The 17,049-nt window shown below is 64.0% G+C and carries 9 protein-coding genes and 2 pseudogenes; 8 read left to right on the top strand and 3 right to left on the bottom strand.

Features of this window, described 5'->3' with window-relative positions; genetic code table 11:
* The 3 genes from ACNPQM_RS36370 to ACNPQM_RS36380 all read left to right on the top strand — a co-directional run.
* Positions 1-480: transposase (locus ACNPQM_RS36370; RefSeq protein ID WP_418087310.1), on the top strand; the 480-nt coding region annotated here is incomplete at its 5' end.
* Positions 481-724: 244 nt separating this feature from the next.
* Positions 725-1,126 (top strand): IS5 family transposase, encoded by a 402-nt coding sequence (locus tag ACNPQM_RS36375; protein ID WP_418087311.1) that lies wholly within the window; start codon positions 725-727, stop codon positions 1,124-1,126.
* Positions 1,123-1,506, top strand: coding sequence for a transposase (locus tag ACNPQM_RS36380; protein ID WP_418087330.1), 384 nt, complete (start codon positions 1,123-1,125; stop codon positions 1,504-1,506). Before ACNPQM_RS36375 ends, ACNPQM_RS36380 begins: the two co-directional genes overlap by 4 nt.
* Here the strand turns inward: ACNPQM_RS36380 and ACNPQM_RS36385 are convergent.
* Both ACNPQM_RS36385 and ACNPQM_RS36390 read right to left on the bottom strand, forming a co-directional pair.
* Positions 1,452-1,724 carry a hypothetical protein gene (locus tag ACNPQM_RS36385; RefSeq protein ID WP_418087312.1) on the bottom strand — a complete coding sequence of 91 codons (273 nt, stop codon included), beginning with the start codon at positions 1,722-1,724 and terminating at the stop codon, positions 1,452-1,454. The genes ACNPQM_RS36380 and ACNPQM_RS36385 overlap by 55 nt on opposite strands.
* A 7-nt stretch (positions 1,725-1,731) precedes the next feature.
* Complete coding sequence (locus ACNPQM_RS36390) at positions 1,732-9,450, bottom strand: DNRLRE domain-containing protein (protein WP_418087331.1); 7,719 nt, start codon at positions 9,448-9,450, stop codon at positions 1,732-1,734.
* Between the two features lie 1,276 nt (positions 9,451-10,726).
* Between ACNPQM_RS36390 and ACNPQM_RS36395 the strand changes: the two genes are divergently transcribed.
* Positions 10,727-11,311, top strand: a complete 585-nt coding sequence (locus tag ACNPQM_RS36395) for a hypothetical protein (RefSeq protein ID WP_418087313.1) — start codon at positions 10,727-10,729, stop codon at positions 11,309-11,311.
* 486 nt (positions 11,312-11,797) lie between these two features.
* Here ACNPQM_RS36395 and ACNPQM_RS36400 read toward each other — a convergent pair.
* Positions 11,798-12,600: pseudogene (locus tag ACNPQM_RS36400) on the bottom strand (IS5 family transposase); the annotation flags it as partial.
* Between the two features lie 376 nt (positions 12,601-12,976).
* Here ACNPQM_RS36400 and ACNPQM_RS36405 point away from each other — a divergent pair.
* The 4 genes and pseudogenes from ACNPQM_RS36405 to ACNPQM_RS36420 form a co-directional block, all read left to right on the top strand.
* Positions 12,977-13,219, top strand: a pseudogene (locus ACNPQM_RS36405) (RHS repeat-associated core domain-containing protein); the annotation flags it as partial.
* 1,086 nt (positions 13,220-14,305) lie between these two features.
* The gene (locus ACNPQM_RS36410) at positions 14,306-14,860 is read left to right on the top strand and encodes a hypothetical protein (RefSeq protein WP_418087314.1); all 555 of its coding nucleotides are present in this window, start codon (positions 14,306-14,308) and stop codon (positions 14,858-14,860) included.
* A 215-nt stretch (positions 14,861-15,075) separates the two neighbouring features.
* Complete coding sequence (locus tag ACNPQM_RS36415) at positions 15,076-15,405, top strand: hypothetical protein (RefSeq protein ID WP_418087315.1); 330 nt, start codon at positions 15,076-15,078, stop codon at positions 15,403-15,405.
* Positions 15,406-15,601: 196 nt separating this feature from the next.
* Entirely contained in the window at positions 15,602-16,957 is a 1,356-nt protein-coding gene (locus ACNPQM_RS36420) for a helicase associated domain-containing protein (RefSeq protein ID WP_418087332.1), read from the top strand.
* Positions 16,958-17,049: the final 92 nt, after the last annotated feature.

Below are 17,049 nucleotides of genomic sequence, written 5' to 3' on the forward strand. Positions count from 1 at the left end.
GAACTCATCACACTGGAAGGGAAGTTGTATCTGGCGACCTGCATCGATCTCGCGACGCGGGAGGTGATCGGCTGGGCGATGGCCGACCACCACCGTGCCGAGCTGCCGGTCGCCGCCCTGCGGATGGCGGCCGGACGCGGTGGTCTGGAGGACGGCTGCATCATGCAGCACACCGACCGCGGCAGCGAATACACGAGTGATGAATTCCGCACCGAGATACGCAAGTTGCGCATGCGACAGTCGATGGGACGTGTCGGCTCTTGTTACGATAACGCTGCTGCGGAAAGCTGGTTCGCCGTCCTCAAAGCGGAGATCGGAACCACCATCTGGGAGACCCGCGAGGCCGCCCGGGCCGACGTCTTCCGCTACATCGAGATCGAGTACAACCGCAGCCGACTCCGCAGACACCCCGAGTACGGGTACGTCACCCCACTCGAAACGAGAACCTTGCTCAGGCAAGACCTCACCCCCGCAGCGTAAACACCCGCTGTCCAGGACCCGGGGGGAACTTCAGATCGACGACCTGCGCATACCTGAGCTGCCTGGCTAGGAGGTTCTGTGGTGAGGGTCAGCGCCCAGACGTGGCCTTCCGGTCAAAGCACGGACGGCAGTTCTGACCGTAGTCCCGTGTACACGGATGTGACCAGTACCGACGGTAGGTAATCCGAAGGAAACGGCCTAGGGTCCGTCTTCAAAGTGATCTTGTCGGTGGGATCATGTTGTCGTGCGTCGACATGAACGGACGAATGAAGAGTGGGAATTACTCGCTCCGCTGATGCCCGGTTCCGGGATGGGGCGCCCACGCGTGGACGACCGCCGGGTGATCAACGGGATGGTGTACAAGATCCGTACCGGGATCACCTGGCATGACCTGCCCGAAGGCTACAGCCCGTGGCAGACGGTGTACACCCGCTTCCGCCGCTATGCCCTCGACGGTGTGTTCACCCGCGCCCTTCAGCAGATCCAGGCCCAGGCGGATGCCGCCGGTGACATCGACTGGCTGGTGCAGATCAACTCCACCATCGTCCGGGCTCACCAGCACGCGGCGGCCACCGGTCGAAAAGGGGGAAGTATCGGCAGGACGAACCGGACGATCACGCCCCTGGCCGATGCCACGGAGGCCTGACCACCAAGCTCCACCTCGCCGCCGACGGCCGCGGCCGCCCCCTCGCCATCCTGCTCACCGTCGGTCAACGCCACGACAGCGTCTACGCCGAGCCGCTGCTGGAACGCATCCACGTATCGCGCACAGGCCCGGGCCGACCACGCTGCAGACCTGACCATGTCATCGCGTACAAGGCCTACAGCTCACGTAATTTCAACCGCATCGCTGGTGCGAGTGTCCAGCTTGGACACAGCTCCCCCGAAAGCGCCACTCCCCCTCTTGTTCGACGGAGCGCGCCCACGGATGGGAGACCATCCGCAGGCGCGCCGTGCCGTTCAGGACTCGGTCAGAGAAGCCCGAGATCCATGTACTCGAATACCTCGTCCAGGTCAATGAAATGACATTTTCCCGACGCGAGATTGACTTCGATTGGCATGTTGCCAGCCAGCTCCTTGCGCTTCTGACCGCCGATGTAGGCGATGCTATTGAAGGGAGCGATCAGTCGCCCCTCGCGAAGGAAGACCTTTTCCTCCTGGACAGCCACAGGTGTTCCCCACGAACTGCTCTCAGCTGCCAGGAAATCCTTAGCGCGCTCCAGCGCCTCCCTTTTGGTCAGCATGGTCTCCTCACAGATTGTCCGTCCGCATGACATACCAATCTTTCCATCGCCCCAGATGATACGCCTGGCCCTTCTGGGCATCGATGAACACAATCATCCCATCCCTGTTGATGACGTTGAAGTAGTGGCCGACCCCGCCACCACCCGGCCAGCCACCAACGATGGCTCGGGACCCCGGGCCCCATCGCTTCAAGTCACCGACCACGCCAGTGAGTCCGCTCCTCTGACGGAACTTGCCCCCCATGGCGGCCTCGATTTCCTCCCGGTACATCGGAGCCGGGCCGCCGGGAACCGAGATTGCCTTGCTGCCTCCCAGGGCGGCATCTGCGGCCATGGCGCACGGGCCGCATTGCCTTACGCCCCCTTGAGGGTTGATTACGCCTTGGAGCGCCGGAGTTTCGGGCGTGTAATACTCGACACCATTGAGCGATTTGCCCGCAACTGGGCCCCACGAGGTGCGGCCTCCGACCTCCTCGGCGATTGCGGGCCTGCGCATCCCAAGGAGGCTCAGGACACCGCTGAGGAAGTTGCCGACATGGTACTGGTCGGTGGACGGGTTCGCGCCCAACTTCTTAGCACCCGCATCGTACTTCTCTCCCCAGTTGTTACACGTACTGACATCGCGACCACAGAATGGCCCCGTTTGATCCACCCCGTCCGCTATGTCAGCGACAGTGCGCAAAGCTCCGGCCAGAAAGTCCCAGAAATTCCCGGTCAGAGGCTTTGACGTTGCCTCCACCAATTCCTTGCCGCAGACAGTCGTGAGACCAGTTCCTCGGCACTCGATATGTCCGTCGAGTTCGAAGTTGGTGGTGGGGTTCCCGCCGGTAAAGGCATAGCGATTTCCGGTGTAGGGGTCTGCGCCGAGGTTCATGTCGGCGAGGGCGCCGTTGTACATATCCCGACCGGTGAAGCGGTTGAGCCCCGGGTCGTAGTCGCGGAAGCCCATGTCGTAGGTGCCTGACTGGGCGTCCCACCGCTTTGCATTGAAGCGGTAGGGGTTGTACTCCTCCTGGGCAGGGTCAGTGGCGTCGGGCTTGTCGATGCCGGTGAATTCGGAGTTGTCGTTGTTGCCGTAGGCGGTGTAGCCGTAGGTCGCCTTGACGTCGCCGTTCTTGTCGGTCAGCGTTTCGACGTCGGTGTGGCTGTTGTAGCCGTAGTAGCCGTCCTCGGTCGTGCCGTCGCTGTTGTGCTTGATCTGCGACAAGCGTTCGCCCCACGGGCTGTACTGGTAGGACTTGGTCAGCTCACTGCTGACCTTCTCGTCCAGCACCTCGCTGGACAGGCCCAGGTAATCGAATTCGGTCGTCTTGCCGTCCGCGGTCTTGGACGCGGTGCGGTCCAGCGGGTCGAAGGCGTACTTGGTGGACCTCAACGCACCCGTGTCGTCCATCTTCTGGGACTCCACAACGTGGTCGAAGCCGTCGTACACGCTCCGGGAGATGATCTTCCCGCCCGCGGTAACCGACTCCTGGCGGCCGAACGGGTCGTAGTTGTAGTTCGCCGTCGTGCCACCGGTATTGGCGGACAGTAGGCGATTCCGGTCGTAGTTGTAGGCGGTCGTGGCGCCCTTGACCGTTTGACTGATGACGTTGGCGTTACCGTCATGGACGTACGCCTCCGTGCCGGCGCCGTTGCCGGTCTTCACCGACTCCGCCAGCCGGTCGGCCGGGTCGTAGGTGTAGTTCGTAGTCGACGAGAGGTACGCCGAGTGGTCGTCAGCGTTCATCTTCCTCGCCACGTCCCGCGCCTTGTTGCCGTTCGGGTCGTAGGCGTAGGTGTGCGAGGCGACGAGGAGGCCGTTGGCCTTCTTCTCCGTCGTCGACTTCAGCGCGGCGTCCAAGTAGTACGTGTAGTCGACGGTGTTGCCGTTGGCCTTGGTCTCCTTCAGCTTCTGGCCACGGTCGGTGTACGCGTACGACGTCACCTTCGGGGCGGTGTCGTTCTCGGACTTGCCTACTGAGACCGTCTTGACCAGTTCACGCAGGTCGTAGGTGTACTTGGAGTACTGGTCGGGGTGGGTGACCGTCTCCGGCTGGCCATTGGCGTCGTAGGTGTACGCCGTGGCCTTCTTCTCCGCTCCGGCCAGCGACTCGGTCACCTTCTGGACCTGGTTCAAGCCCGTGTAGCCGATCGCATACGCGTCAGCCTTGGCGCCTGACGTGCCGTCGGTGATCGAGGTCAGGTTGCCGTTGACGTCGTAGGTGCAGGTGAAGGACCGCTTCTGGTCGGCCACCGGGTCGCCGCTCGTGTCGCGGACCAGCTTGACCGCATCCGCGGCCACGACGCCGCCGCTATTCTGGAACAACTCCAGCTTCGCGTCGTTGCCCTGCTTGAAGGTGTACGCGCCCAGCGGGACCCAGGTGCCAGTGCCGGTGTTCTGGTCGAGCGTCTTGTCCGTCGTGCCCGAGGCGTGCGTGACCGTGTACTTCGCCGTCGTCGCAGCGCCTGTCATCTTGGGGAACTTCACGTACGCGGTGTACGTGCCGTCCTTGGGGATGTTGAGCGTCCAGGTGAAGGCGTCCGTGCCGGTGCCGGCCGCGTGGGTGAGGTGGTCGTAGCCCTGCTGGCCGGAGAGGTCTCCCTTCGTCCAGGTGCCGGTGGAGGCGGTGTTCTGGGTGTCAGAGTTGTCGACCAGGACCACCGACTTGCCGACCGGAATGCCGTCGTCCGTACGGGACTTGAGCTTGCCGTCAGGGTAGTAGGACCAGGCCATGGTGCGCGAGGTGTCACCACCCGCCGCGGTCAGCGTGCGCGACGCCTGCTGGCCCAGCTCGGTGTAGTCGTAGGTGGTGACGATGTCCCACGGGTCCGTGGACGACTTGACCCAGCCGTTGTCGAAGTAGTCGTAGCTGGTGTCGTTACGGACCGTCTGGCCCTGCGACGGCGGCAGCGACGACTTCTCGACCCGTCCCACCTTGTCGTATTCGGTGCGGGTGTAGACGTTGGGGTTGTTGTAGCGGGAGTCGGCCGGGTCGTAGGGCTGGTACTGCTTGACCGGGCGGTTGAGCGCGTCGTACTCGGTGCGCGCGGTGAACGCCGTGGTGGAATCGGCCGCCACCGCCCGCGGGGTGAACACCTTGGTGGTGTTGCCGACCTGGTCGTACTCGTACTTCGTCGTACGGTACGTGATCGGCGAGGCGCCCTCGTGGGGGACCTTGACCTCGGACTGCTTGCCGCGCTCGTCGTAGCTGATGAGCGTGGTGTTCTTCTCCGCGTCCGTCGTTGAGACGACCAGCGAGTCCTTGTCGTAGGACTGCGTCGTCGTCTTGCCCGCCGCGTCGGTGACCTGCGTGACGCGGTGGTCGAGGTCGTAATCGGTCTTGGTGGTGTACGCGTTCGGGTCGCCCGAGGCGTTCTTCTTCGGGTCCACCACCTTGATCGCGTTGCCGACACTGTCGTACGCGTAAGAGACCTTGTCACCGTCCGCGTTCACCACCGACGTCAACTGGTAGATCTCGTCGTAGTCGTTGGTGGTGGTGTAGGAACCGGCCGCCGCGTCGGCCAGGTTGCCCTTGGGCTCGGTGGTCTTCTTCAGATTGCCGACCCTGTCGTAGGCGTAGGTCGTCCTCCGCTCGTCCGAGGTGGAGGTGTCCTTCGGCGCGGTAGCAGAGGTGATCTGGTCCGCGTCGTCGTACACCGCCGTGGAGACCGCGCCGTTGGGCGCCGTCGACTTAGTGACGTTGTTGTTGGCGTCGTACTCCGGTGCCGGAGCGGTGATCACGACGCCCTGCTTCTTGGGCACCGTGTTGACCAGCGGACGGCCGAACACGTCGTACGTCTGCGTGGTCTTCTTGCCCAGCGCGTCGCTGACCTGGGTGACCTGGCCGCGCTCGTCGTAGACGAAGTCCGTCGAGTTCTGCAGCGCGTCCGTGATCTTCGCCGGGTAGCCGGTGGGCCCGAAGTCGTCGTACGAGGTCGGGTTGCCGTTGGCGTCGGTCGCCTTCGTCAGCTGACCGTAGGAGTTGTACTCGTACTTGGTGGTGTAGCCGCTGCCGGTAGCGACGCCCTTGGGGTCGGTGACTGTCTTCAGGTTGCCGAAGCTGTCGTAGCCGAACTTCCAGGCCCGGCCCTCAGGCGAGGTCTTGCGGAAGAGGTCGGACGCGTAGCCGTCCACCCTCGTCTGGTACTCGTACTTCGACGCGTCGGCTGGCCACTTGGACACGTCCGACACACAGGAGGACGTCGGGTCCGGCACGCCACCCTGATTGTTCTCCGCGTCACGCTGCCAGAGCGGGTAGCCGGTCTTCTGGTCGTAGCAGTACGCGGTCTTGGCGCCGTTGGCCTCCTCCAGGTAGGTGACGTTGTTGTCCGCATCCCAGCTCATTTTCGTGGTCTGGGACTTGGCGTTGGTGGTCTGCACCGGGCGGGCGTAGTCGTCGGTCACATACTTCGTGGCGTGCGACTGGGCGTCGGTGACCGTGGTGTCCAGGAACTTCGCGTTCCCCGTATCGGCCGCGTAGGTGAAGCCGGTCTCACCGCCGAGGCGGTCGGTGATGGTCTTGGTCCACCAGTGGTAGGTCGGGTCATCGCCCGCCTTGGGCTCGTTGTACGTCAGCTTGGTGGCGTGCCCGCGCGGATCGGTGGCCGTGACCAGCTTGACGTTCTTGTTGCCCTGGGTGGCGTCGTAGGTGAACCTGAAGACCTTCGGCTGCGTGGAGCCGTCACCATCGGTGAATTGCCCGAGCAGGCCCTTGTCCGTGTAATAGAACGAGATCTTACGCACCGGCAGGCCTGTGACCGACGCTGAGACGTCCGTGATGGACTTGATGTGGTCGTAGATCTTGGAGTTGTTCAGCTTGCCGGTGCCGCTGACCTTGTTACCCGCGTCGTCGATGTACTCGTACGAGGTGTCGCCCTTGCCGTAGTACTCCACCGTCAGCGACTGACGCCCCGCCGGGTCGGTAATGTACTTCAGGAACTTCGTCGGCTTGTTGTTGGACTGGCGCTCCTCGTAGGTGTACGTCTGCGTGTTGCCGTTCTTGTCGACCACCGAGGTCAGGTATCCGTCGCAGCCGAAGAAGAAGCGGGTGCCGTCCGGGCGTAGCAGTGTCCAGGCGTCCGCGGCCGGGTCCTTGTCCGGGGTGCATTCCTGGTTGGGTTTCGCCGTCAGCTGGTAGTGGACGCCAGCTGGGGCTTTCCATACCTTGTTGGTGGCGTCCCAGCGGAAGATGTGGGTGGTGCCGTCGCCGTCCGGGAGGCGGATCTCGGTGGGGTTCGGCTTGGGGTGGAACTCCAGTGGTGCGCCCATCCGGATGGGGCCTGCTGCCTGGCCGGACCAGCCGGCTCCGAGGACGGTGTCGCTGGTGTCGAGGGAGTTGTAGGCGAAGCGGGTGAAGGTGGTCAGGCCGCGTCCGGGGTTGGTGAACGCGTTGTAGGACCACACGGTGTTGCCGGTGGCGAGGTTGTTCATGACCGTGGTGCCGGCGCCGGTGTTCTTGCCGGTGTAGGAGTAGAACTTCTCCAGGCCAAGGGTGTTGGAGGTGGGGTCTTCGACCGCGACGTTCTGTTTCAAGGCGGGTATGCCGCCCGTGCCCGCGGACAGCCAGCTGCCGTCGGAGACCTTCCGGACATCCCAGCCCAGCACGTAGTCGGTGCGCTTGTTGCCGGAGTCGGAGTTGATCGGCGTCTTGACCTGCGCCTTGATCGTCGCCGACTGCCCCGGAAGAAGCTCCGGAATAGCCGTGGTCAGCTGGTTGCCACCATTGGTGACATCCGTGCCGTCGGGCAGCTTCCACGTGTAGGACAGCTGGCGCTCACCCGCGGCCCACGTCGTGTTGGTGGTGTTGGTGATGGTGAAGTCCACCATGTAGGTGGAGTTCGGGGTCATCCTCGCCGGAGTCTGCGGAGCGTAGTACGTCGACTCGGTGGTGGAGTTGATGTAGGTGAGGACCATCCTCGGCCGCAACCGCTTCTCGGCGGCCTCGGAGGACAAGAAGATCGTCCGCTCCTGCTGTGCGGCCTCGTCCTGCATCTTGATCAGCACGGCCTGGTTGGATCCGGGTGTGTTCACCCAGCCCTGCGCCAACGAGGTCACGTTCCAGTCATGGCGGGACGGGTCGTTACTCATCGCGCCGACGGTGGAGGCAACCGTGCTGGCGTAGTCGCCACCGGCGGTGGTCCAGGCGGTGGTCGCATCGGACTTGATCCAGGTAGCGGTTGCCTGGTCGAAGTCTCGTGTCAGGGGCCGCATTTCATAGATCGCGGCGTTGTTGCTGAAGGTGGTCTGGGTGCCCCACAGACGTACCTGTGCGTCCAGGACCCGTGCCGATGAGGGAATGTCGAGGGCCGGGAACTTGAGCAGGGCACGGGTCTTGCCGTAGGCCGTGGAGTTGTTGCCGACCGTGAGCCAGTTCTGCGGCAGGCCATCGGTGATGGTGTCATGCGGTGTGGTCGGCTCCTGGGAGGACAGGGTGGTGTCCTGCAAGGCGTCGATGACCTTGGTGGTGCGCCCGGCCTTGGGTAGCCGCACCAGCTGCGTCGGCGCCGAGACGATCTTCCCGTCACGGGTCTTGACCGCGATCATGTAGTAGTAGGCCCGCCCGGAAGGATCCGAGCTGTCCGCCGCGGTCGGTATTGCCGTGGTGTCCGTGTACTTCGTGGTGCCCTTGTCGACGGGCGCCACCAGCGTGGAAGCCGACGGAGTGAACGTCTGGTACACACTGCGGTGCACCTGGTACTCGACGATGTCCTGGTTGGAACTACCGGACGTGTTCGTGTAAGCGGACCAGTTCAGGTCCGCGCCGGTGTCGTGGATCGTCGTCGGAGCATCCAGGTTCACACCGGGAGTGCCGTAGGTGAGGACGAGTTTGGGGTAGTTCACGGATTCGCCGTCGTAGGCGAACGCGGAGGCCTCGTAGCGCGGTCCGCCACGCGGGGCGGTGGTGCTCTCGTCGGTCGCCTTGATGATGAAGCCGTTGTTCTCGCTCTTGCCGTCCAGCCAGGACTGCACGGTGTCCTTCACCGAGAACGAGTGCCACTTGTTGTATGTGGCGTACGGCATCTGGACGGTGCCGGCCTTCGAGAACCGCACCGCGTCCGCGATCACCGCGGTCGAAGCGGAGGCGGGGCCGTCGCCGAGTACGACCTTGCCCGCGGTGCCTGCCTTGAACGGCAAAGCACCCAGCGGCTTCCACACCCCGCCCGTGCCGGACTGCTGGTCCGCCGTGAACGACTTGGTGCCTCCGTCGTACGTCACCGTGTACGGGGCAGCCGTGGACCGGTCGAAGGCCGGGATCGAGTGCGCGTCGACCTGGTAGGTGCCGTCCTCCGGGATCAACGGCTGCCAGGTGTACGTGTCACCGGGCACCGTGTCCTTGTTGTAGACGTAGTTCTTGTTGACGGCATACTGCGTGTAGTCCGTGTTCCCTGAGGCGGGCCAGGCACCCACCGCCGCTGTCTTCCCGGTCTCGCCGTTGTCCACCAGGGTCGTCGAACCGGACAGCTCACCCACCAGGTTGCTGGTGTTGTTCCAGGTCGCCTTGTCCGCCGTCCACGCGCCTGTGGCCCGGTAGGCGCCCAGCGTGACCGGCTTGTCCTTGGCCACGTAGGTGTGGGTTTGGTCGTAGTAGAGCTGCAGCCGCGCATCGTCCAGCTGGGTGTTGGCAGGCACATTCGACAGCCCGAACCTGACCAGCGCGCGGGCGGCGCTTCCCGCGGAGTCCAGACCCGCCGAAAGCCGCCAGCTGCCCTCGTAGTTGTCGGCCGGGGACGAGGCCAGCACCATCGTGTCCTGCGACTGCGCCGGCGTCGGCGCCAGCACCAGCGTCGGGTCGATCGTGACCGGATACTGCCGCTGCTTCGAAGCCAGCCACTTCGCGTTCGGCGTGACCGTCAGGCGCCAGCCCTTGCCGTCCCGCGACAGCTTCTGCTCCACCTCGGAGCTGTAGATCACCCCGTACGGCGAGGGGCCGGACTTCCTGGCGTCGGTCATGAATGCGGGCGGGATCACCACGGCGGGATTCCCGCTCTCGCCGTAGAAGGCGATCGAGCCGTCCCTGCCTGCCTTCGGTGTCAGCCCCTTCGCCTCCAGGCGGAACGTGAACGACACCGGCCCGTCAGGTCGCTTCGCCAGGAGAATGTTCTCCTTCACCCGGCCCGGACCAACCTCATAGGACAGGTCCGCCCCCGCGACCACGTCCCGGTAGGTGACGGTGTTGCCCTCGGCAGCGGGCTTCAGCTTGCTGCCCGCACCCTCCAGACCGAACGTGACCGACTGACCGCCGCCCGCCGTCGCCAACGACACCAGCCGAGTTGCGTCGGAACCGAAGAAACTCTGGCCGGAATTCGTGGTGTTGGCGAAATCGAAGCCCTTTGCCCCTGTCGCCCTCACCTGGGTGTCGATGGTCTTCCACGACTTCGACGCCCTGTCGCGGTACGAGGTCGGGGCCGCAGACACCTCCGCCTGGATCCGGCCGTCTGACATCTGCCAGAAGCGGGCGTTCGGCGTGCGCTTACCCGCAAGCTCTCTGACTCGCTTCGCCTTCGGAGCATTCTTGCCCCGAGGTAACTTCTGACGATCCGCTATACCTAACTCGTCATGCGACGAGGGCTTGTCCCCGTGCTTGCTATCATCCGCAAACCAGCCCTTGACGGAGTCGACGAACCCCTTGTCGTCACCGTTCGAGGCGGTCGCGGCATAGGCGACCTGGGGCAACGCGGTACTCGCCACCGCGGAGACCACCAGGCACGCAATGAGCCTGCCCAATCTGGGTTTCACGCCAAACCTTCCTCATACATCGCGTCCGAAAATTGCCGCCGAGAACGCACACCACCAGCACTGACGGGCGGTCATGCGCAACGGCGCCGGGTTTTCTAGCTGCTTCGGAGAGTTAATGTCAAGCAACCGAACATTACGGTCACTTGACTCCCTTTATTGACACTTGATGCCGAACAGAGCGATCGAATGTCCGTTATTTCCGTTCGCTGGACAAGCGCTCTCGGCGCCGTGTATAAACGCCCGGCTCACGCAACAGCGAAATGGCATGTGCGAGAGGAAAACGATGGGCATCACACCCCCGAAATCCACGACGGACCAGCCGATTTCCGAGGAGGTTGCTGAGGAACCCGCCGCCAAGAGGTCCGATACCGGCTCCGGGACTGCCGCGACCGCATCCGGGGCCGGCAGCACGTCGCCGAGCGACGCCGCGTCCGCGTCCGCCGACCGGCATTCCCTGCGCGGCGCGCTCGTCGTGGGCGGTGCGATGCTGGCAGCCTGCGCCGGGCTCATCCTCTACGGCGTCCTCGACACCAGTAAGAGCGACGACACAGCCGAACATCGCGTCCCCGCCGCTCCCGTGACCTACGAGGTGACCGGCGAAGGTATCGCCGACATCACCTACCAGGCCCTCCAGACTTCAGGGAAGGCCACCGTGGCCAAGGCAGCCACGCTGCCGTGGCGCACGACCGTGGACGTCCCGCTCGACCAGGATCCAATCGTCAACATCGTCCTCACCCAGCAGGGCGGACAGGCCCGCTGCACCCTCGCCATCCGCGGACAGCACATCCAAAGTGCCACCGCCACTGGCGCTTTCGGCCGCGCGACCTGCACCAGCCAGTTCCCCCACCAGGAGCCGCCAGAGAGCTGACGCGGAGACTCGTCAGGGCATGCAGATCTCGTCACTCCACCTTCACGCGCTAAGACATCGTTTCTTATGGTGCTCGGCGGTCACAGTCTCTGGCGGTGTTGTGGCAAGGAGAACGAGTCCACGTTGCCGGGTTCAGGCATCGTGGCGCGCCGAGGTTCCTGAGATCATCACCGCAGAAGTGCTCAAGGGGGCAGATGTCCATGTTCTTTCTGATCGTCAGCATGGTGATGGCTCTGACGCTTGGTGTGGTGGGGATGGTGACCTTGGTAACTGGCCGGGTCGCCGTGCCCTGGCTTCGCAACAGTGTGGGACGACCCGGTGTCTGGGGCGCTGGCGTAATGCTGCTGGCAGCAGGGGTCGCGGCCGCGCGCGTCATGCCTTTCGAGGCCAATATGTCGCTCATGCTGGGTGGTCTTGTTCTGGTAGGGCTGTCGCAGATCCTTGGGCGTCAGGGGGCACGGCAGACGAAGTAGAAGTAGTAGCGCGCGACAGGCGGCGGTGGCAGATGAGGGCTGCGGCGATGCCGACGAAGGCAAGGAAGTGCTCGGGTTTGCGTTCGTATCGGCGGTGCAGGCGTCGGCAGCCGGCGAGCCAGGAAACGGTTCGTTCGACGACCCAGCGGTGGCGGCCGAGGCGGGTGGAGGACTCGATGCCCTTGCGGGCGATGCGGTGGCGAATGCCGCGCTTGCGGAGCCATCGTCGCAGGTAATCGTAGTCGTAGCCCTTGTCCGCGTGCAGCTTCGCCGGTCGCCTGCGACGGGGTCCGCGGCGGGAGCGGACGGGCGGGATGCCGCGCACGAGCGGCTCAAGGCCCTGACTGTCGTGCATGTTGGCGCCAGAGATACCAAGCGACAGCGGCAGCCCGTTCCGGTCGGTGATCAGGTGGATCTTCGATCCCAACTTGCCACGGTCGGTCGGATTCGGTCCGGTCAGCAGCCCCCTTTTGTTGCCCGGACACTGACGGAGTCGATCGCGCACCGCGACCAGTCCAGTTCACCCCGGGCGCCGAGTTCGTCCAGGACGACGCGGTGGAGCCGGGCCCAGACCCGGTCCCGGCTCCACCGGGCGAACCTTCGGTAGACCGTCTGCCAGGCCGGACCGAAGACCGGCGGCAGCTGCCGCCACGTACAACCCGAGGTGGCCACGAAGATGATCGCGGCCAGAGTCTCGCGGTCACCGGCCCGGCGCCGGCCACCGCCCTGCGGGCGCCTCACTTCCGTGGGCGGCACCACCCGCCGGAACAGCACCCACAACTCATCTGGTACCAACCGCTCAACCAGATCCGTCATGCACTACTCAACGAACGATCACACCATAAGAAACGACCTCTAAGCAACTCGCAGCCTAAAAGCTGTCCCGTAATCCCTGGTGGAGCAGCGCGCGGCGTCAGATGTGGTGCATCGCAAGGCGGAGTGGCGTCCTCATACTGGGTGTATTCGGGCGTTCCGACAACGCAGCGAGGTGCCGCAGCTGTCGTCGTGCGCCCGCCAGGGATTACGGGACAGCCCTTAACTACACAGGACAGGAAACCAGCCATTTACACGTCCATCACATTTATTGCGCTTGCGCCTCCAGAAGGGCATGCCACGGTGGGATCACGATCAAATGCATGGTGGTCGGGGTTCTGCCGGTAGATCAATTCCAGCCATCAACAAGGTAATTCGCACCGGCATCGACAAGCCGGACGCCGCCGATCCGACCAAGGAGGAGTACAACTCCTACCGATACAACGCCAAGCGGTGGGACGCCGGATCCGGCGCGTACGACATGGGCTTCCGCGACTACGGCCCGGGGCTGAACCGCTTCACCAGCCGGGACATGTACAACGGGGCCCTGGCCGACATGGGTCTGAGCAGTGACCCCTCCATCGGCAACCGCTACGCCTTCACCGGCGGCAACCCGATCAGCAACAACAAGCCCACGACGCCGATCAGGAACACGAACCGCAGCGCCAGAGAGGTGCGCCGCCCCGAGAACTTCCCCACGAACAGCCTAAAAAGAGCCTCCCCGCTCCCGTTCACCTTGGTCCCTAACCCTCGTGGCGGCTCGGCATTTAGTGAGGTAGTCACCAAAGCCCGACAACGCCACCTCCGATTCGCCGGATCCTGTCCCTGGACCGCCCTCATCATCAGTGTGGTCAACCAGTTACACGTCCTGCCGGACCCCGGATGGCCAGCGGACTCCACCGTCCCAACGCACTGAACCACCTTGCCGGAGCCGTGGAACCCGGCGCCCCGGCGCCCACAAACTGACGGCCCATCATCATAAAACATCGATGTCAGGAAACGACACGTGATAGAGATGCAAAATTGGGCAGGCTGTGTCGGAGTACCTGAACAGAAGGGCCTCACACGCCGAAGCAGGAATCGACCATTCGGCCGTGTGAGTGACATCACATTTCCGAGAGAGTCACCCCACGTGATGTCTGTGATCCAAACTCACACCTCTTCACCCTGGGCACTTTGGCCGGATCCCGCGATTCTGTCAATGGCTTCAGCTTGTACCCAAAGCCCTGCGATCCGCGGGGACTCGAGTCCGCAGTCCTGCCCCATGGATGGTGCGTGCGCGAGCGAGGGGGCCGAGAATCGCCTGCCCGCTTAGAGAATGGGCCGCTTGCTGAGAATTTCGGCAATCTGAGACAAGTTGGGCACCTTCGATGACACGCAGTGACGTGCATGTCTCGATCGGGATTTCCGTAGGCCAGGATCCCTTATCGCGACCTGTGCTGTTGATCTATGCTCCAATAGCCGCGAGTCGAGGTTCCCGCTTGGTGTCTTTTCGCGGGCGCGGCAATTAATGTGCGAGGGGGAGACAGGCACGCGAGTTGGTTCCAGTTCACAAAATGCCGGCTAGCGCGTTGTGACACTCAGGGAATTCCCCTGAATCAGGGATCACGACAGCACGTTCAGTTGTGGCGTGACCCTTCCTTGGCCACCAGGCCATTGCACACACATTTACTAAGACTGGCATGCCTATGCCACGAAAGGAACCCGAATGAAGACTGCCACGATACGTGTGGGCATTGCCGCCACCGTGATGTTGGGCCTCATGACGGCCGTGCCGGCTGCATCGGCAGCCGAGCGCCCCGTCAAGGAGAACGCGCCTATCGCGACCGTAGAAATCAAGGGCATCAAGGTGGATAAGGAGGCATCGGCAGAGACGAGACGTCTCATCGAGGCCAACTCCGTCGCTGCGGCCGCCACTGCCAATGTGTGTGGCTCCGGCTACACCATCTCTACCGGTGCTTGGCGCTACAGCACCTACGGAACCACTTACACCTGGACCAACGGTACTTCGGGCTCCGGGTACTACGACAAGCCGATCTGTGCCGTCTTCTTCAATGACACCGGCGCCAGCCGGTCCATGGGCGTGCGTCTGCGTTCCAATTACACCGCGGATCCTGCGGCCGAGGACTTCGGCACCTATAGCTCCTACGCCGGTCCGGTCTACCAGAAGCGCGGGTACTGCGGCACGGTCTACTCCTACATGAAGAACTCGAGCGGCACGGTCGTTGTGGACAACACCCAGACCATCGGGGCCTGCAACTAACCATGACCCGAGCACACCGTTTTCCAGTAGCTGTCGCCGTTGTCGCGGTGGCAGCTCTGGCTCTCTCGGGATGCAGCGGGAAGCAGGGGGACGCCGGCTCGCCAGCGGCACCCGCCGTCACGACGCCCCCCGTCGAATCGGCCAGCCCCACCGCAGAGTCGCAGGCTGAACAGACGCCGACCGACGCCGCATCCTCTTCTGACGCTCCTGGACCTGTGGCGACAATGCCTGTAGCCGCGCCGAAGCAACAAGGAGACACAAAGGCCTACAAGTTCGGTGACATCGAGATCCTGCTGACTCCGAACGAACTCGGCGTCTACACCGCAATCCACATCCCCAACCCATCGCGAAGGTCGATTTCTTTTTCCATCACAGTTCGCGTGACCGGACCCCGCGGATACGCCGTGACGATGAAACGTGAATTCCCGAGCGTACAGTCGGGGGATTCGGCGCGGGAGGCAGGGCTCCTTATTGACGAAGACGGAGCCCCGGTGCCAACCGATCCGGTGGCGCAGATTGTGGCGTTCGAACAGGTGGAGTCGTAAGGACCCGAAGCAGGAAGCCAAGACCCACTCCGGAACACGCACCAACGGAAGTCAAACACCAGGCCGCTTCGGCAGGCGGTCCATTACCCAGGGAGCTGTCGATAAATAACTTCCTGGGTCTACTGACAGGGGCATCGGCCTGACCGAGCAGGCTGCCGCTGCCGCCCGGCCCAACCCCGCCACCGAGAGCCCGTCGCTGGAAACGGGACTCTACTTCGCCCGCTCCTACGCGGCCCTCCACGGCGACCTCAACACATCGCCATCCGACCGGCACGAGGACTTCCCCATCGGCACCTGGCTGAGCCGCCAACGGCGACAGGCCAACCTCCACAACTCCAAGTTCACCTCACCCTATCCAGCCGACCCGCTCCTGGCCGCCATCGACCCGTGGTGGAACCCACCGTGGAACGCGGACTGGCAGATCAACCACCGAGCCGCCCGCAAACTCGTCGAAGACGGCCTCGACCTCCTCCCCAAGCAAGGATTCCCCGGCACCCCCGACTGGACCGGGCAATGGCTCTACGCCCAATGCGTCGATCACCCACACCTCCACCCCGGGCAACAGCACAAGCTGGCACAGCTCGGCATCACCGCCGCCGACGCCCGCACCGCACGGCCCCGCCGCGTCACCCAGCAAGCCTCATTCGACACCGGCCTGGACCACGCCCGCTCCTACGCAGCCCGGTACGGCCACCTCGCCGTACCCAGAAGCGAGAGCCACAACGGCTACCAGCTCGGAACATGGCTCGCCGACAAACGCAAGCGAGCCACCGACGGCAGACTCCCCCGCAACCGCGCCGACGCCCTCAACACCATTGACCCCTGGTGGAACCCGCCCTGGGGCCTGCCATGGCAAACCGCCTACCACACCGTCAAAGCCGAGAACCGCGGCCGCACCCTGAACACGGCGGCAGGTTTCCCCGGCCTCCCCCCAGACGCCACCAGATGGCTGCTCACCCAATGCATCAACTACGACGACCTCCACCCAGGCCAACAACAACTCCTCACCCACCTCGGCATCACCTCGAAGGACGCGCACGCCGCCCGGCCCCAGCAGGAAACACGCAGGCGCCCCCGAGCCGGCGCCAGCCGCCCACGCCCCACCACCGTCTCGTCATCCATCGACGGCGGGCTGCCCTACGCCCGCTCCTACGCACACACCCATGACGGCCTCGGCACCGCCCACTACGACACCGAACACAACGGATTCCCCCTGGGCTGGTGGCTGTACGAGCAACGCAAACGCGCCAACGCCCACGTACGCCGCACCGGCCAACCCTGGCCTCACGAACACGCACTCGCAGCACTCGACCCCTGGTGGAACCCGCCCTGGAGAATCAGCTGGCAGCACACCTACACCGGTCTCCGCTCCACCCTCGCCGAAGACCAGCGCCCGTCAGCAAGCCAACGCCGCTGGCTCACCACTCAGCACACGAACTGGCACACACTCCACCCCGACCAACGCACACTCCTGACCGCCATCAGCCTCAACCCCACGAACGAGCACCCCAGCAGCGACCCATTCAAAGTGAACAGCAACCAAAATACCTGAACATTCATCACGAGCGATCAAAAACACCACGTCAAACCCACACACTGCCATCCACTGCCACAACCAGCCATCAGCACGGAGCCCCCTCACGA

The organism is Streptomyces sp. NPDC056231 (assembly GCF_048270745.1).
GTDB lineage: Bacteria > Actinomycetota > Actinomycetes > Streptomycetales > Streptomycetaceae > Streptomyces.